This window comes from Amycolatopsis sp. DG1A-15b, assembly GCF_030285645.1.
Lineage (GTDB): Bacteria > Actinomycetota > Actinomycetes > Mycobacteriales > Pseudonocardiaceae > Amycolatopsis.
In genome coordinates, this window is record NZ_CP127296.1 from 1,780,838 (window position 1) to 1,802,961 (window position 22,124).

The window sequence follows — 22,124 nt, forward strand, 5'->3', positions numbered from 1 at the left end:
AAGCTTCGAGTGGGTCACCAGCGGTGTGCCTCCCGATAACCTTATCCATGCAGGTGAGAGCATCGCATGGGCAAGATCTCGGGTAGCCCGTGAGTGCTCGCGTTCCACTCGCTCCAACTCCTTGATCCCGGTCGGTCGAAACGACGCGGGATATGCCGGCAGGACCGCCTCGGCGGAGTCATCCATGAGTACAGACATGCCGTCTGACATGCGTGGATGTCGTTTTGGTACTCACAACGCCCGGCCACACTGCAGGTTCTTGCCGGCTCGTCCGGCGGACCGCATCGACTTCGGTTTCCTCCCGGACACGGTCGAAGCCAGCGATTCAGCAATCGCGCAGCAACGGCAGTAACCCGGTGCTGATGCGGTGCAGTCGGGCCGGGGGGTGTCCCTAATGACTACTGAACGACCTGCTGAGGATGCCTTCGGGCGGCGGCATAGGTCTTGATCCGCTTCGGGCCTTCCTGCTGCTCGCGGCGCTCAGCCGCCGCCCGCCGGTGTTTCGATCTGTGCTGAAGGAGGTCGGTGGGAAGGTCTACAAGGGAGGCCGGAACAGTGATGATCACCACTCGGACGGTCGCAATCGGCCGCCGACGCGGCGGGAGAACTCCAGGCCGAAAAAGGGACGGACCAAGACCCCTGCGGGTACGAGGTTTGTGGCGTTGCCGCCGGGGATCGCGGTGCTCTACGAGGAGTTGATGGACGGCCATCGGGAGCCGTTCGTGATGTGCACGCCGGAGGGGCATCCGTGGCGGCGGTCGAACTTCCGGATCCGCTTTTGGCGGCCGGCGTGGGATGGGGTCGAACTTGACGCCCCTGGCGCGGGGGAGCGGCGGCCACCGATCCTGCCGACGTTCACGTTCCACGAAGGGCGGCACACGCACAGCACGTGGCTGACCGAGGGCGGGATCCCGGAAGTCGCCCGCCGGGCGCGGTTGGGTCAGAAGATGAAGGGCATCGCCCGCGTCTACGACCACGTGACCCCGGCGATGGTGAACCAGATCCTGGACACCCTGGAGGAACGCTGGCTGCGATCGCTGGCGTCGCTGTACCCGGGCGAACGGGCGAAGCTGGTGTCCTGGTTCCCGCACCTGCGGTCCCGGCGCCCGGACCCCGGCCGGGGGTCCATCGCCATTTCATCGCCATCTGACGACTGAAGCCCCGCCCCTCCGGGGAGGGACAGGGCTTCTGACCTGCGAAAACATGTGGTGCGCGATACTGGGATTGAACCAGTGACCTCTTCCGTGTCAGGGAAGCGCTCTCCCGCTGAGCTAATCGCGCGAGGTGGAGACGGGATTCGAACCCGTGTACACGGCTTTGCAGGCCGTTGCCTCGCCTCTCGGCCACTCCACCGTGACAGGCTCGAGAGCCTACCGAGCGGATGACGGGATTCGAACCCGCGACCCTCACCTTGGCAAGGTGATGCGCTACCAGCTGCGCTACATCCGCATTCCGCAGTTCCGGGAGGCTGTTCCCCCGTCGCCGTGGTGTGGGAAAACCATATCGGACCCCGAAAACGGCGGCGACACCGGGGTGTCACTCCGCCGTTGCAAGCCCGTCATCAGGCCAGATCGTGGGGGATGAGGTGGGTGAGCGCGTCGTCGACGTCGACCCACAGGTGCTCGTTGCCCGGCAGTACCACGTCGTACGTCCGGTCGAGGAAGTCGGCCAGCTCCTGGGCGGACGCCTCGAACATGGCGTGCCCGGACGGCGAGTTCAGCTCGATCAGGACGGCTTCGGGGTCCTCCACGGAGGGGCGGATGCGGACGTCCCCGTCACCCGCGTCGGCCAGGAGGCCGTCCGCGAGGAGGTCGCGGGCGTACACCCACTCGACCCAGCCGGCGCGGCCGGTGCGGAAGGCGGCGACGACCGCGTACGGGTCGCGTGTGTCGTAGCGCAGCTCCACCTTGACCGGAACCGCGGGAGTCCGCGGCGCCAGCAGGTCGAAGACCGCCGTCGAGCGGAGCGTCACGTGATCGTTGCGCATCGTCCTACCCTTCGTCTCCCTTCCCGGCCCGGCCCGGCCGAGGGCGTCACCACTTGGACGCATCAGGAGGCCGATTCCGTCGCGGGTGCGCCGCAGATCACCCGTCCGGGCGCTTCGGCCCCCGTCTCCACCCACGGCCCGCAACTGACCGGCGCGCCCCGCGGGGCCCACGCCTCCATACTGCGCGGTTTAGTCGCCGGGCGATAGCACCGTCGCACGGATGTCGAACGTGGTGTCAGGCGGCCCCCCGGCCGGACAACCCCGGCTAGCTCGGGGTTGTGCGTTCCGTACTCGCCGGTAAGCGGAGTGTGGTCGGCCAGGACCACCCGTTTGCAGGCGCCTGAAAGTCGTACGGTAAAGTATCGCCCATCACGCGAGCGGGCGATTAGCTCAGCGGGAGAGCGCTTCGTTCACACCGAAGAGGTCACTGGTTCGATCCCAGTATCGCCCACGAGATTCGCTGGATGAGCCCTGTTCGCGGAAAGCGCGAACAGGGCTCATCTCGTTGTGGCCTGTGGGGCCGAGTCCCCATGCCCCGCCCGGGGTACCTCCCCCCGGACCCCAGGTCGGGTCGCCTTTTCGCGTCAGCGGCGGATAACGGGCCGGGGAGCTCCGCCGAAGCGGAGTGAACGATCCGTTCGGATCGGCCGTATCAGCTCATGAGAGTGGTTCGCGCCCCGCCGCCGGGGCCCGCCGGAACTGCCTTCGAACCGTGCCGCCGCGGCGGTTTTCTGTCGAACGCCACCCGTGGGAGGCCGGATGTGATCCTCGGCACTTCACGTCGCCCCGCGGCGGCGTGGCCCTGCGACGACGACGTGTGACAGAACCGGCGCGCGTGACGGCGTAGCGACGAATGTCACTGTGGGTGGCCGCCGGGTCCGCGCGACGGTCACCGCCGGCCCCGTGTGGTCCACTGTGGACCATGTGACGCCCGCAGTGTCCACAGTAGAGTCCGGAAGACCCCGCTGGGCCGTTCGGCCCTGCTTGGTCCACCCGGGTGCGGGCATCACCCTTTCCGCTACGGAACGTAGTTTTCCGGGGGATACGTCCCCTCACGCATCGTCTTCATCTTGTTATCTTCCGGCCATTTTCTGGCGGGGATGTCACGCAGCATGTGGCTGGAAATCCCTTGTAACACTGCCGAGAGAGTCGCCGATAACTTGCCGTGTGAAGCCGCCGCCGGCTGTGCGCGACCACTGAGATGCCGTGACTCTGCGAAATCATCTTCGGTGACGCTGCGTGCCTGCGGCTCAACTCGATCCAGTTCCGGGAGGTCAGATGGAAGAGTCGGTGCGGCCTTCGTACACGGTGAGCCAGCCACCGCCGCACATCGACCTCCAGGCCATCCCGCGTCCCGTCAATCGGGACGACCACTCCGGCGACACCGGGGGCCCGTCCGCCAAGGCGTGGCCCGCGGCCTGGGAAGCGCGGTACAGAGCCTGGGTCATCGGCAGCGATGTGTTCATCACGCTGCTGGTGATCGCGATCAGCGCGTTCGTCATCGATCGCGTTGCCCCGCACGACATGCACGCTTTCGGCACCATCCTGGCGGTGTTCGTCTCGCTGCCCGCCAGCCGGGCCTGGAGCTCGCGGGTGCTCGGCGAAGGCGCGGAGGAGTACCGCACGCTCGGCCGCGGCTTCATCACCGCGGCCGTCCTGGTCGCGCTGGGCGGCCTGCTGTTCGGCGCGCTCGAGGTCCAGGTCTGGGTGTTCGTCGTGGTCCCCGCCATCGCGCTGGTCGCCTTCCCGCAGCGCTACCTGCTGCGCCAGGTGCTGCACCGCAAGCGCGCCAAGGGACTCTGCCTGCTGCCCGTGATGGCCGCGGGCAGCCCGGAAACGGTCGCCGACCTGATCGCCCGCACCCGCTCGGAAGTGCACGTCGGCTGGCGCGTCGAAGCCGCCTGCACGTTCAGCGGCCACGGCGAAGACCGCGACAGCGGCGAGATCGACGGCGTCCCGGTGGTCGGCCGGCTGGAGGAGCTGTCCCGGCACGTCCGGCGGGGCGGCTACCGGGTCGTGGCCATCACCGCCGACCAGTACTGGACGCCGAAACGGCTGCAGCGGCTGGCGTGGGACATGGAGGGCACCGGCGCGGAGATGGTCGTGGCGCCCGTGCTGATGGAGGTCGCCGGGCCCCGGCTCAACGTCACCGGCGTGCTCGGCATGCCGCTGCTGCGGGTCACCGCGCCGATGTTCACCGGCGGGCGCCGCGTGGTGAAGGAGATCGTCGACCGCTGCGGCTCGGCGCTGCTGCTCACCCTGCTGTCCCCGCTGCTGCTCGTGATCGCGGTCGCCATCAAGCTGAACGACCGCGGCCCGGTGATCTACCGCCAGCGCCGCGTCGGCCGCGACGGCGCGACGTTCACCATGCTCAAGTTCCGGACGATGGTCACCAACGCCGACGCGATCAAGCAGACCCTGGCGGCGGACAACGAAGGCGCGGGCCCGCTCTTCAAGATGAAACGCGACCCTCGTATCACCCGTGTGGGTGGTTTCCTGCGGCGATATTCGCTCGACGAGGTGCCGCAGCTGTTCAACGTCGTGTCCGGGAAGATGTCGCTCGTCGGCCCGCGGCCGCCGCTGCCGGAGGAGACCGCGCAGTACCCGCCGGACGCCCGCCGCCGGCTGCTCGTCAAGCCGGGCCTCACCGGGCTCTGGCAGGTCAGCGGGCGCAGCGACCTCACCTGGGCGGAGAGCATCCGGCTGGACCTGCGCTACGTCGAGGACTGGTCGCTCGCCCTGGACCTGGTGATCCTCTGGAAGACCTTCCGCGCGGTGATGGGCGGGCACGGCGCCTACTGACCCGTCTTCGCACCGCGCCGCGCACCACGGCCGCCGACTCCTCCCGCGGGGAGCCGGCGGCCGTGTCCGTTTCCCGCGGACTTCCCGGTCGAACGGACGCGGGGACGGCTGCACCCGGCTACCGGCCGGCCCTCCTGGCGACGGCGATCCGCGCGAGCCGGGCCATCAGGCCGCCCCGGTGCCCCTGTTCGCCGTGGAAACGCGGTCCGGCCGGGCCACCGGGGCTGCCGCCGTTCGCCCGGGTTACCGGCACCCGAGAAGGCGCCCATAACCCGGTCGGGTGACGACCTGTCGCACCCGGTGGTCCGCTGCGCTTGTGGTCCACTTCACCGCCGCAAGGTAGTTGAGGGCGAAATAGTTCAACGCTCAACCTGGTTGCACGGGGTACCGACCCAACGGAAGGAAGCTCAGCCCCATGACCACCTTTGCCGAGCAGACCGAGGCCCTCCAGCTCCCCGCGGACGTCCAGAACCTGCTGTTCCGCGAGGCCCGCACGGCCAACAGTTTCAGCTCCGAGCCGGTGACCGAGGAGCAGATCCGCGCGATCTACGACCTCGTCAAGTGGGCCCCGACGTCGATGAACACCCAGCCGCTGCGCGCGCTGGTGCTCCGGACCGCCGAGGCGAAGGCCCGCCTGCTCCCGCACCTGGCCCCGGGCAACCGGGACAAGACCGAAGCCGCGCCGCTGACCGTCGTGCTCGCCGCGGACGTCGACTTCCACGAAAACATCCCCCAGGTGTTCCCGCACAACCCGGGGGTCAAGGACAACTTCGCCGACGAGCAGGGCCGCGTCGAGTTCTCGAAGCTGAACTCGCTGCTGCAGGTCGGCTACTTCATCATCGGCGTCCGCGCCGCCGGGCTCGCCGCCGGCCCGATGACCGGGTTCGACGCCCAGGGCGTCGACGACGAGTTCTTCGCGGACAAGAAGTGGCGCTCGCTGGTCGTGGTGAACGTCGGCAAGCCGGGCGAGAACCCGTGGTTCGACCGCCTGCCGCGGCTGGACTTCGACCAGGTCGTCGAAACCCTCTGAGCACCACCGGACCGGCCGCTTCCCCCGGGGGAGGCGGCCGGTCCGGCGTTCGCGCCACGCGCGTGAGGCGCGCGAGTGCAGCCGACTAGCATCGACGGCGTCATCTCTGTCACTCCAGCTTGAGGAGCCGATCGTGTCCCAGTCGCCCCCCGTTTCCCCCGTGGCCGCCTCCCGTGTGGTGGTACCGGCGGGCACTACGGCGGGCGCGGCGGTCCGCGAAGCCGGTCTGCCGACCAAGGGCGAGGACACGATCGTCGTGGTCCGCGACGCCGACGGCAAGCTGCGCGACCTCGCTTGGGCGCCCGAAGCCGACGCCGAGGTCGAGCCGGTCGCCGCGAACACCGAGGACGGCCGCAGCGTCATCCGCCACTCGGCGGCGCACGTGCTCGCCCAGGCGGTGCAGCAGCAGTTCCCGGACGCCAAGCTGGGCATCGGCCCGCCGGTCAAGGACGGCTTCTACTACGACTTCGCGGTCGACAAGCCGTTCACCCCCGAGGACCTGCAGGCGCTCGAAAAGCGCATGAAGCAGATCGTCAAGGGCGCCCAGCAGTTCTCCCGGCGCGTTTTCGACTCCGTCGACGAGGCCAAAAAAGAGCTCGCGGACGAGCCGTTCAAGCTGGAACTCGTCGACCTCAAATCCGAAGTGGACACCTCCGAGGTGATGGAGGTCGGCGAGGGCGAACTCACCATCTACGACAATCTCGACCCGCGCACCAAGGAACGTGTCTGGAGTGACCTCTGCCGGGGCCCGCACGTGCCGACCACGAAGTTCATCCCGGCGTTCAAGCTGACCCGCGTCGCCGCCGCGTACTGGCGGGGTAGTGAGAAGAACCCGCAGCTGCAGCGGATCTACGGCACCGCGTGGGAATCCACCGAGGCGCAGGACGCCTACCTGGAGCGCATCGCCGAGGCCGAGCGCCGCGACCACCGCAAGCTCGGTGCCGAGCTGGACCTGTTCTCCTTCCCCGAGGAGATCGGCTCCGGCCTGCCGGTGTTCCACCCGAAGGGCGGCATCATCCGCCGCGAGCTGGAGAACTACTCGCGCCGCCGCCACGAGGAGGCCGGCTACGAGTTCGTGAACACCCCGCACATCAGCAAGGGCGAGCTGTTCCACACCTCCGGCCACCTGCCCTACTACGCCGACACGATGTTCCCGCCGGTGCAGTTCGACGAGGAGAACTACTACCTCAAGGCCATGAACTGCCCGATGCACAACCTGATCTTCCGCTCGCGCGGGCGGTCCTACCGCGAGCTGCCGCTGCGGCTGTTCGAGTTCGGCACGGTGTACCGCTACGAGAAGTCCGGCGTGGTGCACGGCCTCACCCGTGTGCGCGGGCTGACGATGGACGACTCGCACATCTACTGCACCAAGGAGCAGATGCCGGGCGAGCTGCGGTCGCTGCTGAAGTTCGTCCTCGACCTGCTCGCCGACTACGGCCTCTCCGACTTCTACCTCGAGCTGTCCACCCGCGGCGACTCCGACAAGTTCATCGGCGAGGACTGGGAATGGGAGGAGGCCACCGAGACGCTGCGGCAGGCCGCCGTCGACTCCGGCCTCGAGCTGGTCCCGGACCCGGGTGGCGCGGCCTTCTACGGCCCGAAGATCTCGGTGCAGGCCAAGGACGCCATCGGCCGCACCTGGCAGATGTCGACCATCCAGCTGGACTTCAACCAGAACAAGCGGTTCGAGCTCGAGTACACCGCGCCCGACGGTTCGCGTCAGCGCCCGGTGATGATCCACCGCGCGCTGTTCGGCTCGATCGAACGCTTCTTCGGCGTGCTGACCGAGCACTACGCGGGCGCGTTCCCGGCGTGGCTCGCGCCGGTGCAGGTGGTCGGCATCCCGATCACCGCCGACCAGGTCGAGCACCTGCAGGGCATCGAGAAGGCGTTGCGCGCCAAGGGGATCCGCGCCGAGGTCGACGCGAGCGACGACCGGATGCAGAAGAAGATCCGCACGCACACCACGCAGAAGGTGCCGTTCATGCTGCTGGCCGGCGCGAAGGACGTCGAGGCGGGCGCGGTGTCGTTCCGCTTCCGCGACGGCGGCCAGATCAACGGCGTGCCGGTGGGCAAGGCGGTCGAGGCGATCGCGGAGTGGGTCGAGCGCCGCGAGAACGCGTCGCCGTCGGCCGAGGCGCTGGAGACGGTCGTTCGGTGAGTGAGGGTCCCGAGCTCGTCGAGCAGCAGGGCATCGGGGTCCAGGACGCGTTCCAGCGCCTCTGGACCCCGCACCGGATGGCCTACATCAAGGGCCAGGACAAGCCGGACGGCGACGAGGAGACCGGCTGCCCGTTCTGCCGGATCCCGTCGCTGGACGACAAAACCGGCCTGATCGTCGCCCGCGGCGACGTCGTGTTCGCGGTGCTGAACCTGTACCCGTACAACCCGGGGCACCTGATGGTGGTGCCGTACCGGCACGTCGCGGACTACACCGACCTGACGGTCGAGGAGACGCGCGAGGTCGCCGTCTTCACGCAGCACGCGATGAAGGTGATCCGCGCGGCCTCCGGTGCGCACGGCTTCAACATCGGCCTGAACCAGGGCGTGGTCGCGGGGGCGGGGATCGCCGCGCACCTGCACCAGCACCTGGTGCCGCGGTGGGGCGGGGACGCCAACTTCATGCCGGTCATCGGGCAGACGAAGGTGCTCCCGCAGCTGCTGGGGGAGACGAGGGACCTGCTGGCCGACGCCTGGTGAGTCGTCTGGACCACGGACGCCCTTCCTGCGCCGACCGGGCAAAACTCCTGATTGAGTGTTCAACCGAGAGTATGATGGGGTTATGTCCGGAACCCGATGGCTCAGCGACGACGAACAGCGCGTCTGGCGTGAGTTCAACGCGGCCACCCGCATGCTCAGCGCGCACCTCGAAGGTCAGCTGCAGCACGACTCGGGCATGCCGCACACCTACTACGAAGTCCTCGTCGCCCTCTCCGAAGCGCCCGGCCGCCGGTTGCGGATGAGCGAGCTCGCCGACGCCCGGCAAGCGTCCCGCAGCCGCCTTTCGCACGCCGTCGCGCGGCTGGAGGCGAACGGCTGGGTGCGGCGCGAGGCGTGCCCGACCGACAAGCGCGGCGCCTGGGCGGTGCTGACCGACGCCGGTTTCGCCGCGCTCGAGGCGGCCGCGCCCGGGCACGTCGAAGCCGTCCGGGAAAGCCTGTTCGACCCGCTGACGCCGGAGCAGGTCACCGCGCTCGGCGAGATCAGCGCGGCCATCCGCCGCCAGTTGACGCCGAAGTGCGCCGCCGCTGCGGCTGCCGAAGCGGCGAAGGAGCACGAGGGCGAGCTCACGAAATCGGGCTGACCCGGGGCGGCGCGTCGGGGCTTCGCAGGTGGGTGGATAGGCTGCCATCGCCCACCCGACCCTCGTAGCCAGGTGCCTCGACGAACCGATGCTCAATATCTTCGCGCGTGCCTCCGTCTCCCGCGTCACCGATCCGATCGGCCAGGCGCTGGTCCGCGCCGGGCTGACCCCGAACGTCATGACCGTGTTCGGCACCGCCGGCGCGGTGGTCTGCGCCCTGGTCTTCTTCCCGGCCGACCACCTCCTGTGGGGCACCTTCACGGTGTGGGGCTTCGCCATGCTCGACATCCTCGACGGCGCCATGGCCCGCGCCCGCGGCTACGGCACCCCGTTCGGCGCCGTGCTGGACGCGACCTGCGACAGGCTGGTCGACGGCGCCCTGTTCGCCGCCATCGCCTGGTGGTGTTTCGTCGTCGACGACAACCACCCGGCGGCCGGTGCGGCTCTGCTGTGCCTGGTGCTCGCCCAGGTGATCTCCTACGTCAAGGCCCGGGCCGACGCCTCCGGCCTGCCGGTCGACGGCGGGCTCGTCGAACGCGCCGAGCGGCTGATCATCGCGCTGGTCGGCACCGGCCTGCACGGCTTCGGCATCCCGTACACCGTGGACGTGACGCTCTGGCTGCTCGCCGCCGGATCGGTCGTCACCCTGGTGCAGCGCTTCGCCGCCGTGGCGAAGGCGGCCCGCGAGGCCGCCACGGGGGAGCAACCGGCATGAGTGGGCTGACCGAGCGGCTGAGCGCGTTCGGCTACGCGGCCGGGTGGAAGCTGGCCGGCTGGCTGCCCGCCGGGTTCGGCGGCACGGTCTTCTCACTCGGCGCCGACCTGGCCGTCCGCCGGGACGGCGGGGGCGTGCGGCAGCTGCGCGCGAACCTCGCCCGGGTGGTGCCCCAGGCCGACCCGGTCGAGCTCGACGAGCTGACGCGGCGCGCGATGCGCTCGTACGCGCGGTACTGGCACGAGACGTTCCGGCTGCCGTCGATGGACCACAAGGAGGTCAGCGCGAAGGTCGCGGCCTCGATCACCGGCGTGGAAAACCTCGACGCGGCGCTGGCCGAGGGCAACGGCGCGGTGATGGCCCTGCCGCACAGCGGCAACTGGGACGTCGCCGGCGTCTGGCTGGCCGACTACCTCGGCGGCTTCACCACCGTGGCGGAGCGGCTCAAGCCCGAGTCGCTCTACCGGCGGTTCGTCGAGTACCGGGAGTCGCTCGGCTTCGAGATCGTGCCGCTCACCGGGGACAGCTCGGCGATGCGCGTGCTGTTGAAACGCCTGCGCGAGAACAAGGCCGTCTGCCTGGTCGGCGACCGCGACCTCACCACCAGCGGCATCCCGGTGAAGTTCTTCGGCGAACCGGCCCGGCTGCCCGGCGGCCCGGCCCGGCTGGCGGCGACGACCGGCGCGGCGCTGATCCCGGCCGGCTGCTGGTTCACCGAGGACGGCTGGCAGATCCGGCTGCACCCGCGCATCCGGGTCACCGCACGGGCCGAGGTCCCGGCCGCCACCCAGGCCCTGGCCGACATCTTCGCCGGCGACATCGCCGCGCACCCGGCCGACTGGCACATGGTGCAGAAGTTCTGGCCCGCCGACCTCGAGGCCGCCGAGCGGGTCAGCCTCGAAGAAGCGAGCTGAGCGGTGGCCACGCGGCCGATGCGGGTCGGGATCGTGTGCCCCTACTCCTTCGACGTGCCCGGCGGGGTCCAGGGGCACGTGATCGACCTGACGAAGGCGCTGCTCGCGCGCGGGCACCAGGTGTCCGTGCTGGCGCCCGCGGACGACGACGCCGAGCTGCCCGAGTTCGTGCACCCGGCGGGCAAGGCACTCGGCATCCCGTACAACGGCTCGGTCGCGCGGCTGCAGTTCGGCCCGGTGTCCTACGCGCGGGTGCGGCGCTGGATCCGCGACGGCGACTTCGACGTCCTGCACCTGCACGAACCGGCCGCGCCCAGCCTTTCGCTGCTCGCGCTGCTCATCGCGGACGGCCCGATCGTGGCGACGTTCCACACCGCGACGACCCGCTCGCGCACGCTGTCGGCGTTCCAGCCGGTGCTGCGGCCGCTGCTGGAGAAGATCACCGCGCGGATCGCGGTGTCCGCGCTGGCCCGCCGGGTCCAGGTCGAGCACGCGGGCGGCGACGCCGTGGAGATCCCCAACGGCGTCGACGTCGAGTTCTTCTCCTCGGCGCTGCCGCTGCCCGGCTACCCGCGGGCCGGCGGCACGGTCGGGTTCGTCGGCCGGTTCGGCGAGCCGCGCAAGGGCATGGGGGTGCTGCTGGAGGCGCTGCGGCGGATCCTCCCGGAGTTCGAGGACCTGCGGCTGGTCGTGGTCGGCCGGGGCGACGAAGACCAGCTGCGCCGCGACGCCGGGCCGCAGCTGGCCCCGCACCTGGAGCTGCTGGGCCAGGCCGACGACCACGTGAAGGCCCAGGCGCTGCGCAGCGTCGACGTCTACTGCGCGCCCAACACCGGCGGTGAGAGCTTCGGCATGATCCTCACCGAGGCGATGGCGGCCGGGACCCCGGTGCTGGCCAGCGGGCTCGACTCGTTCCGGCGGGTGCTCGACGACGGCCGTGCCGGGCAGCTCGTCGAGACCGGTGACCCGGCCGCGCTCGCGGACGGGCTGCGCGAGCTGCTCGGCGACCCGGCGCGCCGGGCGTCGCTGGCCGCGGCGGCGGGGGAGCGCGTCACGATGTACGACTGGTCGGTGGTGGCCACGCAGGTGCTGCGCGTCTACGAGACGGCCGTCGCCGCCGACCCCCGGCGGGTCGCGGCGCCGGAGCGGGAGCTCGCCCGGTGAGCGTGCTCGGCTGGCTGTCGGTGCTGGCCATGGTTTTGGTGCTGGGCGGGCTCTTCCTGGTGGCGACGGCGAACCGGCTGGATCGGCTGCACATCCGCACGGACGCCGGCTGGGCCGCGCTGGACTCGGCGCTGGCGCGCCGGGCGGTGGTGGCGCGCGCGGTCGCTTTGGTGCTGGCCGACACGGGCTTGCGGACATCGGCCGAACGCGCCGAAGCGGCGCCCCGGGCCGAGCGCGAAGCCGCGGAGAACGAGCTGACGCTGCAGCTGGGCCGTGTCGACCGGGCGGCCCTGCCGGCCGAGCTGGCCGAGGAACTGACCGACGCCGAGCACCGGGTGGTGATCGCCCGCCGCGTCCACAACGACGCCGTCCGCGACACGCTGCGGCTGCGGCGGCGGCGGAAGGTGCGGTACTTCCGCCTCGCGGGGACCGCGCCGTTGCCGGAGTACTTCGAATTCGCGGAGCCGGAGGTCTGACATGTGGTGGGTGGTCGTCGAAGAGCAGCGCGGCATGGGTGACAACCGGACCTGGTCGCTGTCGGAGACGTTCTCCCAGCCGGACCAGGCGTCCGCCGAGGCCGAGGCGCTGCGGCTGGCACGTGAGTACCAGCCGGCCTACCCGTGGTCGCCGAAGTCCCGGAAGGTGCTGCGCGGCCCGGGCGGGTACCTGGTGATCGTCGAGGGCCGGACGTCGACGTTCCACTTCCGGCTGAGCGTGCTCGAAGAGCTCTGAAACCCCGGCGGCCCCCGGCGCGTCGGAGTGGCATGAGCGGGACGTGGTGGGTGGTCGTCGAAGAGCAGGGCGGCGCGGGCGACGGCCGGGGCTGGGGTGTCGCGGAGGCGACGCCGTACCCCGACCGCGACAGCGCGGAGGGCGACGCGTACCTGCTCGCCAAGCAGCACCGGCCGCCACGGCCGTCGTCGCCGCAGAACCGGCTGGTGCTGCGCGTGAGCGACGGGTACCTGGTGCTCGTGAAGGGCAAGACCGACCTGTGGCAGTTCCGCGTGACGGTGGGCGAGCAGGCCGGCGGCTGACACACTGGTCGGCATGAGCGAGACCTGCGACGTCGCCCACGGCACGGCTCCGGCCGATCCGGGGCTGCGGACCCTGGTGGCGGTGTTCGCGTCGCCGGTGTCCCGGTACCTGCTGAAGTTCGCGAAGGACCTCGGGTACCACGTGGCGCTGTTCGAGCCCGACGCCGCGCGCGGCACGGACGTGCCCGAGGGGTTCGAGGCGGAGACGACGCTGCCGCCCCTCGACGCGTCCGCGGACGTGGTCGTCACCGACCACCACCGGCCCGAGCTGGGGCCGGTGCTGAAGGCCGCTCTCGAGGGCGAGCCGCGGTGGGTGGGCGTGCTCGGCAACCCGCGTCACCCGGGCCCGCACGTGGCGGCGCTGCGGGGCCTGGGCGTGACCGAGGACGCCATCGCCCGCGTGCACCGCCCGGTCGGGTTGAACATCGGCTCCCGCACCCCGCCGGAAATCGCGCTCGCCACCCTGGCCGGCCTCCTGGCCGACCGCAACAACCGCCCCGGCGGCTTCGACTTCACCACCTAGCCGGACGCAACCGGACGACTCGCGTACCCAGACGGACGACACGGCGGCCGTCTCGGCTTTCCGCCGTGTCGTCCATCCACGTGCGCGTGTCGTCCGGCCAGGTACGCGTGTCGTCCGTTGCGGGACGGGCTAGAGCCTGTTTCGATGTGCTGACCAGCGGGCTTCTGGCCGGCGTTGTGGGTGCGGCGTGTCTTGGGCCGAATAGACGAGGTCTCCGGTAGACCGATCAACGACCAAGCTGATCAAGAACACCGGAGACCTCGTGCCCAGCCTAGCGGCGACGGGGCGAGCCGATCTGACCGACGCGCAGTGGGCGATCCTGGAACCGCTGCTGCCCGTCGGCAAGAAGCCCGGCCGCCCGCCACTGTGGAGTAAACGCCAGCTTTTGGACGGCATCCGCTGGCGGGTTCGTGTCGGTTCGCCGTGGCGTGACGTCCCACCTGTGTATGGCTGCTGGCAAACCGTCTATGGCTTGTTCCGGTGCTGGCAGCGCGCTGGTGTGTGGGCGCTGATCTTGGCGGCGTTGCAGACTCGGGCCGACGCCGCCGGGCTGATCACCTGGGAGGTGAGCGTGGATTCCACGATCAACCGGGCGCACCAGCATGCCGCAGGCGCCCGCATCGAGGGCGACCTGCAGAAAGAACCGCCGGGCGGTATCGGCGAGCCCGAACCGGCCGACCACGCGCTGGGCGGTCGCGGGGAGGCTGGACGACCAAGCTGCACCTGGCCACCGAGCAAGGCCAGAAACCATTGTCGTTGCTGGTGACCGCTGGTCAACGTGGTGATTCACCGCAGTTCGAGGCGGTGCTGGCCAGGGTCCGGGTCGCCCGGATTGGTGGTGGGCGAGCCCGGACCCGGCCGGATCGTGTCCTGGCGGACAAGGCCTACAGTTCCCGCGCCAACCGGGCCTATCTGCGGCGGCGCGGGATCGCGTGCACGATTCCCCAGCCTTCTGATCAGGTCCGGCATCGCCGCAACCGCGGCCGGGCCGGCGGGCGGCCACCGGTATTCGACCCAGAGATCTACAAGCAACGGCACGCGGTGGAGTGCGGCATCAACCGGCTCAAACGCAACCGAGGCGTCGCCACACGGTTCGACAAACTCGCGGTTCGCTACGAGGCGACCGTGCACATCGCGGCGATCAACGAGTGGCTACGACATTGAAACAGGCTCTAGTCGTCCGCGGCGTTGCAGGCGACCGCGGCGTCGCCGGGCTCGACATCGATCGCGAGCAATGCGACGTAGCAGGCCAGAATCCCCGCGCCGCCCGACTGCCCGGCGTTGCAGGCGGCCCGCACCTTCGGCCCCACCGCGTAGTGCCGACGCAGCGACTCCTGGCATTTCGCCGAGCTGGCCTGAGCGGGCTCGGCGGCCGTCACGGTGAACGCGGCTGCCGCCGCCACGGCGACCGCCAGTGTCGTCAAACCGCGCGCGGTCGCCCTGCCCGATTTCGCCTTCACCACTTTCTCCCCACTTCCCTTGGGTTCCGGGGTCATCCGCCGATGGACCAATGCGCGGCGCCGAGGTTCGGGATCGCCGTGTTGACGTTGACGACCCGCGGGTCCCCGCCGCAGTCGAAAGCCGCGTAGACCCTCTGGACCCGGCCCGTCCGGTTGTAGACCGACAACGCCCCGCGCACACCGGCCAAAGTCGCGATCGGAGCGTTGGTGCACCGGCCGGGCGAGGTCGCGGTGTACGAGGCCCACCCGGGCGAAGTGCCGCCGTTCGTGGCGGCGTAAACGCAGATGCGGTTGAGCGGGCAGTCGCTGAAGCTGTCCGGTCCGAACGCTCCGGAGCCGGTCGCCGCCGCGGCGGAGCCGGTCGCCACCGTCAGCGAGCCCAAGAGGCCCAGGGCAGCGACTCCGGCCAGGCGGGCCCATCCCCGCTTCTTCGAAGTTCCGTTCACCGATCGTCCTCCCTCTGTCGGAACCTGTGCTTGGGGGACGGTCCGCCCGCGATCGGACGAAACTTCAGCAGAATCATAAAATGCGCAGGTCAGACGTCTTTCCCGCGGCCGTGACCGAAAGGGAGCCCGCGCGCCGGTCCGGCGGTCCGGCGAGGCTGCTCAGCTGCTGCCGGGCACGAGCGGCGTCGCCGGCGCGATGCTGCGCCTGGTACAAGGCGAGAGCTCGCCGCCACTTCACCCGGGCTCGCTCGTGGTCGGAGAGGGCCGCGTACGCGCTCCCGAGGTCGTCCAAGGTGCCGGCTTCCAGGTAGGTGTTGCCGACCGCGCGGAACAGCAAGAGGGCGAGCTGGTAGTAGTTGACCGCGTCCGCGAACCGGTCGCTGTGGTGCGCGACGTAGCCGAGGCTGTGCAGGGCCACCGCTTCGCCTTCCCGGTCGTGGTGGCGCTGATGCAGAGCGAGCGCTTCCTCGCAATGGGCGCGCGCGGCGTCCTGTTCGCCGAGCCGGGCCGAGTACCAGCCCACCTGGTTGTGCGCGTCGGCTTCGCCCGCCGGATTGCCGGTACCCCGGAACAGGTGCAGGGCGTGCACGGCGTGGTGCCGTGCACGCCGGTGGTCGCCGGTGATCCCCCGCACCTGGGCCAGGTTGCGGTGAGTGTGGGCCTGCTCGTAGTCGTCATGGGTGCGTTCGGCCAGCGCCAAGGCCTGGCGCAGGTGCTCGAGCGCCTCATCGGGCCGGTTCAGCCAGATGCACGCCCGGCCGAGGTTCCGGTAGGCCTGGGCCTGGGCGGCGGTGTCGTCCAGCCGGTCGGCGGCGGCCTTCGCGACCTGCCAGGTCCGGTAGTCGTCGTGAAGGAGTCCGCGGCGGCTGTGGAAGGTGGTCAGCGCCCACGCCAGCTGCCACGTCGTCGCGTCCCACCCTCGCGCACTCGCTGCCCGTTGCGCGGCCACCAGGCAGCGGTGCTCGCGGTCGAACCAGGCCAGGGCGGCCGCGTGGCCGGCCGGCGGGTGGAAGCCGTCCTCGGGTTCCGGGTCGGTGAGCTCGATCGGCGGACGCTGCGGGTACAGCAGCCGCTCGGCGGCGTGGGCGGTGTGCAGGAGGAGGCCGACCAGCCGGCGCAGCGCGGCCGACCGCTCGGTGTCCGGCAGGTCGACGGCGGCGCGGTCGGTGGCGTAGCGCCGGACGAGGTCGTGCATGTGGAAGCGGTCGTGCCGGTCCCGGGTCACGAGCGAGGCCTGTTCGAGGCTCCGCAGCAGCGCGCGGGCCGGCGAACGGGGCAGCCCGGTGAGGCAGGCCGCGGCCGCGGCGCTGATGTCCGGGCCGGGCGCGATGCCGAGCAAGGCGAACATCCTCGCCTGGTCTTCGTCGAGCGCGCGGTAGGACCAGGACAGGACGGCGGACAGGTCGGTCGCCGGGTCGCCCTCGTCCAAGCCGGCCGGCCCGGCCTCGCTCAGTTCGGCGGCCAGCTGGGCGAGCGGGAGACCGGGGTGGGCGAGGGCGCGCCCGGCGACGATGCTGAGCGCCAGCGGAAATCCTCCGCAGCAGGCCAGCAGCTCTTCGGCAGCGTCCGGCTCGGCCGCGATCTTCTCGGCGCCGAGCCGGGCGGTGAGCAGCGCCCGGGCTTCGGCGTCGGTGATCACGTCGAGCGCCAGCGGGTGGGCGCCGTGCCCGGCGACCAGGCCGGGCAGGCGTTGGCGGCTGGTCACCAGCACGGTGCAGCCGGGACCACCCGGGAGCAGGGGAGCGACCTGCTGGGTGTCGGCGGCGTTGTCGAGCACGATCAGCAAGCGCTTTCCGGCGGTGAGGCTGCGCAGCAGGGCGCTCTGGGCGTGCAGTTCGACCGGCACGTCCGAGGGCGCGACGCCGAACGCGTCGAGCAAGCCGCGGACGGCGGCCCCGATCGGCATCGGCCGGCCGGCCGGGCCGAACCCGCGCAGGTCGACGAACAGCTGCCCGTCGGGGAACCGGTCGAGGTGCCGGTGCGCCCAGTGCAGCGCGAGCCAGGTCTTGCCGATCCCGCCGGCGCCGGACAACACCGCGATGGCCACGCCGGTGCCCGCCCGGGCCGGCGAGTCCAGCACGGCGGTGAGCGACTCGAGGTCGTGGGTCCGCCCGGTGAACAACGGCGGGGGCGCGGGCAGCTGCCGCGGCCGGAGCACCGGCCGGCCGGTGCTCCGGTCCGGCCTGGGCGGGGAAACCGGTTCCGCGGTCAGGATCCGCCGGTGGATCGCCTGGAGGGGTGGGCCGGGGTCGGTGCCCAGCTCCGCCACGAGCCGGGCCCGGAGAAGCCGGTAGTGGTCCAGCGCATCGGCCGCGCGGCCGGCGGCACCCAAGCTCAGCAGGTACTGGCCGGCCACCCGCTCGTCCAACGGGTGTTCGGCGACCCGTGCGGCGAGCCCGGCCACGAGGCTCTCGCCCTGCCCGAGCCCGAGCAGGATGTCCGTGAGGTCGCATTCGGTGGTCAGCCGGTCCAGGCGCAGCCGGTCGCGTTCGCCCTCGGCCCACGAGCCGCTGATTCCGGTCAGTGCTTCGCCCCGCCACAGCCGGAGCGCTTGCGTCAACAGATCCGCCCGGTGGTCGTCGAGGCCCGGGCCGCGTCCCCGTTCGCACAATTCGCGGAACCGGAGAACATCGACGGCCCCTTCGGGGGCCCGCAGCAAATAGCCGCCGGGACGACGGCCGATTTCCACGGATTCCTTCGCGGGGAGCACCTTGCGCAGCCGGGAAATGTAGTTCAGCAGGGTCGGGCGGGCCCGCAACGGGAATTGCGCACCCCAGACCCGCTGCATCAACCGATCGACCGAGACGACGTGGCCGGCATCCAGTGCCAGCGCCGCCAGCACGCACCGTTGCTTGGCCGGCCCGAGATCGACGACACGGCCGTCCACGAGCAGGCAGACTTCCCCCAGCAGGCGGATTTCGAGCATCTCGCCACCCCCTCCTGGTGGGCATCGATACCCGAGATGCCCGGGAGACGGAGCGAATCACGGCGATTTCACACGATCGGCGGTGTGCGCTTCAGTGGTGTGGAACGGATCGCAGCGAGCTGCTGCTGCCACTTTCCCGGGTGGGCGGCCGGAGGGGTCAGTCGCCCCATTCCTGCTCGAACGTGACCGTGACGTCGGGGGTGTAGGCCATGATCCCGGCCGCGTCGGTCACCAGGCAGCGGAACACCGCGGTGCGGATCGTTGTCCGCCCGGCGGGGATCGACGTGGAAAAGCTCGTCGACGCGCCGGTGGAGTTGCTCGCGGAAATGAGGCTGCTGCCGGAAACCCGCTGCCACTGGTAGGTGTACGGCGGCGCGCCGCCGGTGGCGGTGACCACCACCGGCGGGTCGTACTGCGGTGGGTCGGAGAAGTGCCGGTACCAGTCCCAGCTGGTCGAACTCACCGTCGGCGGGTTGAGCAGCACCGTGCGCGGTGCCGCCGCGGCCGGTGTGCCGGCGACGGCGACCGCCAGCGCGGTGCACAGTGCGGCCAGGATCCGGAGCAGGCGTGTACGGGTCATCCGATCCCCCACAGGAACGTCGAACACATACCCGGGACAGATCGGAGTGTAGGCGCTTTTCCCCGCCCGGACGCGAAGTTGCGCCGAGCGGGGTAGCCGGGTCAGCGGCCGAGGACCGCGCGCAGGGCGGGCTGGAGGCGGTCGCCGTGGGCGCGGACCAGGTCGTCGCACAGCTCGAAGATCCGCTCGACCGGCAGCGTGGCCGCCGTGGCGGGGTCGATCATCGCCGCGTGGCGGATGTGGTGCGGGTCGTCCTCGACGGCCGCGCGCACAACGAGGTCGTTGACGCTCAGGTACGTCCGGTTGAGCGCGGCCAGCTGCGGTGGCAGTGCGCCGATCCGGGTCGGCCGGATGCCGGTGCCGTCGGTCAGGCACGGCACCTCGACCACGCCGCCGGACGGCAGGTTTTCGATCAGGCCCCGGTTGACGACGTTGCCGTAGACGGTCCGCGGGGTGCCGGTCAGGACACTGTGGACGATCTGCGGCGCGTATTCGCCGGTGCCTTCGACGGGCAGCGGCTCGTCGGCCGCGATCGCCCGGCGGGTCCGTTCGTACTCGGCTTCGTTCTCCGCCACGATGCCCAGGTAGGCGCCGATCGGCAGGCGCAGCCGCTCGATCTCGGTGTCGTGCTTGAGGTACCAGGGCACGTACTCGGCGGAGTGCTCGCTGGTCTCCGTCGGGTAGTAACCGAGCCGCCGCAGCATGTCGAACCGGACGCGCCGCCGCAGCTGCCCGTCGGACTCGGCCAGCTCCCGCAGGCGCGGGTAGAGATCGGCGCCCGCGTGCTCGAACCGCAGCACCCAAGCCTGGTGGTTGACGCCGGCCGCGACGTAGGTGACCTCCTCGAACGGCACCCCGACGAGCTCGGCGAGCCCGTGCACGGTCCAGTACACCGAGTGGCACAGCCCGACGACCCGCGTCAGCCCGGTGGCCTCGCTCAGGTACTGGACGTTCATCGCCATCGGGTTCGTGTAGTTCAGCAGCCACGCCTCGGGGCAGACGTCGGCGATGTCCGCTCCGAGCTCCTTGAGGAAGGGGAACGTCCGCAGCGCGCGGAAGATCCCGCCGATGCCGAGCGTGTCGCCGATGGTCTGGCGCAGGCCGTACCGCTCGGGGACCTCGAAGTCGGTGCGCGTCGCCGCCGCCATCCCGATCTGGACGATGTTCACGACGAAGTCCGCCCCGGACAACGCTTCCCGGCGGTCCGCGTGCGCGGTGAGGACCGGCTTGACGCCCCGCACCTCGGCGATCCGCCGGGCCGCGGCCAGCGCGGTGGCCAGCCGGTCAGGGTCGATGTCGTGCAGGGCGACGTGCACGCCGGCCAGCTCCGGGTAGGCGAACAGGTCGGCGAGCAGGCCCTGGGTGAACACGACGCTGCCCGCGCCGACGAAGGTGATCTTGGTGGTCATCGAAAATCCGATCCGATTGGTGCGAAGTCAGCCCTTGAGGCCGCTGGAGGTGACCGACTGGATGAACGTCTTCTGCGCGCCGAGGAAGGCCAGCAGCACGGGCAGCACGGTGATGACGTTGCCCGCCATCACCGCGGCCCAGTTCGTGTGGTGCTGGCCCTGGAACGTCGTGAGCCCCAGCTGCAGCGTGTAGGTCGTGTCGTGGTTGACCGCGATCAGCGGCCAGGTCAGGTCGTTCCACGTGCTGAGGAACGTCAGCACGGCCACCGTGCTCAGCGCGGGCCGCGACAACGGCAGCACGATGGTGAACAGCACGCGCAACCGCGAGCACCCGTCGATCCAGGCCGCCTCTTCGAGCTCCCGCGGCAGGGAGAGGAAGAACTGGCGCAGCAGGAACACCGCGAACGGCGTCACCAGCGACGGCACGATGAGCGCGCCGAGGGAATCGATCAGGCCGAGCTTCTTCATCACCAGGAACGTCGGGATCATGGTGAGCTGGAAGGGGATCGCCATCGTCGCGACCATCAGGGCGAGCAGGGCCCGCGAGCCGGTGAACCGCATCCGCGCGAACGCGTACCCGCCCAGCGTGCCGAACAGCAGGTTCGACACCACGGTCACCGCCGAGACGATCAGCGAGTTCGAGAACCAGCGCAGGAAAAGCGCGTTCTCGAGGACATAGCGGTACCCGGACAAGTCCACATGGGACGGCCAGAGCGCGGGCGGGAACCGGTTGATCTCGGCGTTGCTCATCACCGAGCTGAGCAGCAGCCACACCAACGGCGCCGCGAACAGCAGCGCCAGCGGCACGAGCAGCAGGTGCCAGGGACTGAAGGGCAGCCGGCGCCGGCGTAGCACGGGCAGCGCGGCGCGCGTCGCGGGTATGTCGAGCCGGGCGGGCCGGGCCGGCTGTATTTTCATCGGAGCGCCTTCCCGGGCCGGCGCAGCACGCGAACGGCGACCACGACCACCAGCAGGGCCAGCGCCAGCACGTAGGCCGACGCCGCGCCGTAGCCGGCGGTGAAGTTCTTGAACGCCTGCTCCCAGACGAAGTAGACGATGACCGTGGTCGAGCCGAGCGGGCCGCCCTTGGTCGTCACGTAGACCAGGTCGAACACCTGCAGCGACGTGATCAGCTGCCACAGCACCAGGAACGCCGTCACCGGGGTGACCGCGGGCAGCGTCACGTGCCGGAGCACGCGCCACGTGCCGGCGCCGTCCAGCCGCGCGGCCTCGACCAGCGACGGCGGGACGTCCTGCAGCGCGGCCAGGTACACCACGACGCAGAACCCGGTGCCGCTCCACAGCGTGATGCCGACCAGCACCAGCAGCGCCTGCGCCGGGTCGGTCAGGAACCCCTGCGGCGACACGCCGAGGTGGTGCAGCGCCGAGTTGGCCGCGCCGAACTGCGGGTCGAGGATGAAGGAGAACAGCACGCCCTGGGCCGTCGCCGACAGCACGAACGGGACGAACACGAGCGTCCGGTAGACGCCGACCAGGCGGATGCGCCGGTTCAGCGCCTGCGCCAGCAGGAACCCGAACAGGATGCTGAGCGGAACGTATAACGCCGTGTACAGCACGGTGTTCCCCACGGCCTGGGCGAAGTGCAGGTCCTGGGCGAGCGCGGCGTAGTTGTCCAGGCCCACCCACCGGCTCGGGGTCACCAGGTCGTCGGCCTGGAAGGACAGCACGAGCGACCAGAGCACGGGCACCACGCCGAGCCCGAGGATGATGAGCACGGCGGGGGAGACGTAGGCCCACGCGGCCGCCGTTTCGCGACGCCGTCTCTGTTGGGCCGGCGTGACGGTGATGGGCCTCGGCAGTCCGGGCATG

At 70.7% G+C, this 22,124-nt stretch carries 21 protein-coding genes, 4 tRNA genes and 1 pseudogene; 15 read left to right on the forward strand and 11 right to left on the reverse strand.

What is annotated here, in order from left to right; all coding sequences use genetic code 11:
• The first annotated feature begins 419 nt into the window (after nt 1–419).
• Nucleotides 420–1,157, forward strand: coding sequence for a site-specific integrase (locus QRY02_RS08290; RefSeq protein WP_285990906.1), 738 nt, complete (start codon nt 420–422; stop codon nt 1,155–1,157).
• Nucleotides 1,158–1,206: 49 nt separating this feature from the next.
• On the opposite strand, the gene QRY02_RS08295 is transcribed toward QRY02_RS08290, so the two are convergent.
• The 4 genes from QRY02_RS08295 to QRY02_RS08310 all read right to left on the reverse strand — a co-directional run bounded on the left by QRY02_RS08295 (nt 1,207) and on the right by QRY02_RS08310 (nt 1,987).
• A tRNA-Val gene (locus QRY02_RS08295) sits at nt 1,207–1,281 on the reverse strand.
• A gap of 1 nt (nt 1,282) precedes the next feature.
• Nucleotides 1,283–1,353, reverse strand: a tRNA-Cys gene (locus tag QRY02_RS08300).
• 23 nt (nt 1,354–1,376) lie between these two features.
• Nucleotides 1,377–1,449, reverse strand: a tRNA-Gly gene (locus QRY02_RS08305).
• Between the two features lie 112 nt (nt 1,450–1,561).
• Nucleotides 1,562–1,987 carry an SsgA family sporulation/cell division regulator gene (locus QRY02_RS08310; protein WP_013227152.1) on the reverse strand — a complete coding sequence of 142 codons (426 nt, stop codon included), beginning with the start codon at nt 1,985–1,987 and terminating at the stop codon, nt 1,562–1,564.
• Nucleotides 1,988–2,366: 379 nt separating this feature from the next.
• Here QRY02_RS08310 and QRY02_RS08315 point away from each other — a divergent pair.
• The 14 genes and pseudogenes from QRY02_RS08315 (at nt 2,367) to QRY02_RS08380 (ending at nt 14,637) form a co-directional block, all read left to right on the forward strand.
• Nucleotides 2,367–2,438, forward strand: a tRNA-Val gene (locus tag QRY02_RS08315).
• 827 nt (nt 2,439–3,265) lie between these two features.
• Nucleotides 3,266–4,789: a sugar transferase gene (locus QRY02_RS08320; RefSeq protein WP_285990907.1), complete on the forward strand. Its 1,524-nt coding sequence runs from the start codon at nt 3,266–3,268 to the stop codon at nt 4,787–4,789.
• A 415-nt stretch (nt 4,790–5,204) separates the two neighbouring features.
• Nucleotides 5,205–5,819, forward strand: coding sequence for a malonic semialdehyde reductase (locus QRY02_RS08325; protein ID WP_285990908.1), 615 nt, complete (start codon nt 5,205–5,207; stop codon nt 5,817–5,819).
• A gap of 133 nt (nt 5,820–5,952) precedes the next feature.
• Nucleotides 5,953–7,980 carry a threonine--tRNA ligase gene (gene thrS, locus QRY02_RS08330; protein WP_285990909.1) on the forward strand — a complete coding sequence of 676 codons (2,028 nt, stop codon included), beginning with the start codon at nt 5,953–5,955 and terminating at the stop codon, nt 7,978–7,980.
• On the forward strand, nt 7,977–8,519 hold the full coding sequence (locus QRY02_RS08335; RefSeq protein ID WP_285990910.1) for an HIT family protein: 543 nt from the start codon (nt 7,977–7,979) through the stop codon (nt 8,517–8,519). Before thrS ends, QRY02_RS08335 begins: the two co-directional genes overlap by 4 nt.
• An 82-nt stretch (nt 8,520–8,601) precedes the next feature.
• Nucleotides 8,602–9,123: a MarR family winged helix-turn-helix transcriptional regulator gene (locus QRY02_RS08340; protein WP_285990911.1), complete on the forward strand. Its 522-nt coding sequence runs from the start codon at nt 8,602–8,604 to the stop codon at nt 9,121–9,123.
• 88 nt (nt 9,124–9,211) lie between these two features.
• Complete coding sequence (gene pgsA / locus QRY02_RS08345; protein WP_285990912.1) at nt 9,212–9,838, forward strand: phosphatidylinositol phosphate synthase; 627 nt, start codon at nt 9,212–9,214, stop codon at nt 9,836–9,838.
• Entirely contained in the window at nt 9,835–10,752 is a 918-nt protein-coding gene (locus tag QRY02_RS08350; RefSeq protein ID WP_285990913.1) for a phosphatidylinositol mannoside acyltransferase, read from the forward strand. The genes pgsA and QRY02_RS08350 overlap by 4 nt, the downstream gene beginning before the upstream one ends.
• An 18-nt stretch (nt 10,753–10,770) precedes the next feature.
• On the forward strand, nt 10,771–11,916 hold the full coding sequence (locus QRY02_RS08355) for a glycosyltransferase family 4 protein (RefSeq protein ID WP_285993799.1): 1,146 nt from the start codon (nt 10,771–10,773) through the stop codon (nt 11,914–11,916).
• The gene (locus QRY02_RS08360) at nt 11,913–12,392 is read left to right on the forward strand and encodes an NUDIX hydrolase (protein WP_285990914.1); all 480 of its coding nucleotides are present in this window, start codon (nt 11,913–11,915) and stop codon (nt 12,390–12,392) included. The genes QRY02_RS08355 and QRY02_RS08360 overlap by 4 nt, the downstream gene beginning before the upstream one ends.
• A gap of 1 nt (nt 12,393) precedes the next feature.
• A complete protein-coding gene (locus QRY02_RS08365; RefSeq protein WP_285990915.1) occupies nt 12,394–12,648 on the forward strand; it encodes a hypothetical protein in 255 nt (84 codons plus the stop codon).
• A gap of 32 nt (nt 12,649–12,680) precedes the next feature.
• On the forward strand, nt 12,681–12,950 hold the full coding sequence (locus tag QRY02_RS08370; protein WP_285990916.1) for a hypothetical protein: 270 nt from the start codon (nt 12,681–12,683) through the stop codon (nt 12,948–12,950).
• Between the two features lie 13 nt (nt 12,951–12,963).
• Entirely contained in the window at nt 12,964–13,473 is a 510-nt protein-coding gene (locus QRY02_RS08375; RefSeq protein WP_285990917.1) for an XdhC family protein, read from the forward strand.
• A gap of 262 nt (nt 13,474–13,735) precedes the next feature.
• Nucleotides 13,736–14,637 (forward strand): annotated as a pseudogene (locus tag QRY02_RS08380) (IS5 family transposase).
• Nucleotides 14,638–14,645: 8 nt separating this feature from the next.
• Here the strand turns inward: QRY02_RS08380 and QRY02_RS08385 are convergent.
• The 7 genes from QRY02_RS08385 to QRY02_RS08415 form a co-directional block, all read right to left on the reverse strand.
• A complete protein-coding gene (locus QRY02_RS08385) occupies nt 14,646–14,933 on the reverse strand; it encodes a hypothetical protein (RefSeq protein WP_285990918.1) in 288 nt (95 codons plus the stop codon).
• A 32-nt stretch (nt 14,934–14,965) separates the two neighbouring features.
• Nucleotides 14,966–15,379 carry a peptidase inhibitor family I36 protein gene (locus QRY02_RS08390; RefSeq protein WP_285990919.1) on the reverse strand — a complete coding sequence of 138 codons (414 nt, stop codon included), beginning with the start codon at nt 15,377–15,379 and terminating at the stop codon, nt 14,966–14,968.
• A gap of 73 nt (nt 15,380–15,452) precedes the next feature.
• Nucleotides 15,453–18,305: an AfsR/SARP family transcriptional regulator gene (locus QRY02_RS08395; protein WP_285990920.1), complete on the reverse strand. Its 2,853-nt coding sequence runs from the start codon at nt 18,303–18,305 to the stop codon at nt 15,453–15,455.
• A gap of 157 nt (nt 18,306–18,462) precedes the next feature.
• Nucleotides 18,463–18,885, reverse strand: a complete 423-nt coding sequence (locus tag QRY02_RS08400; protein ID WP_285990921.1) for a hypothetical protein — start codon at nt 18,883–18,885, stop codon at nt 18,463–18,465.
• 101 nt (nt 18,886–18,986) lie between these two features.
• Entirely contained in the window at nt 18,987–20,294 is a 1,308-nt protein-coding gene (locus tag QRY02_RS08405) for an alpha-glucosidase/alpha-galactosidase (protein WP_285990922.1), read from the reverse strand.
• A 27-nt stretch (nt 20,295–20,321) separates the two neighbouring features.
• Nucleotides 20,322–21,212 (reverse strand): carbohydrate ABC transporter permease, encoded by an 891-nt coding sequence (locus QRY02_RS08410; protein WP_285990923.1) that lies wholly within the window; start codon nt 21,210–21,212, stop codon nt 20,322–20,324.
• Complete coding sequence (locus tag QRY02_RS08415) at nt 21,209–22,123, reverse strand: carbohydrate ABC transporter permease (protein ID WP_285990924.1); 915 nt, start codon at nt 22,121–22,123, stop codon at nt 21,209–21,211. Before QRY02_RS08415 ends, QRY02_RS08410 begins: the two co-directional genes overlap by 4 nt.
• Nucleotide 22,124 lies beyond the last annotated feature (1 nt).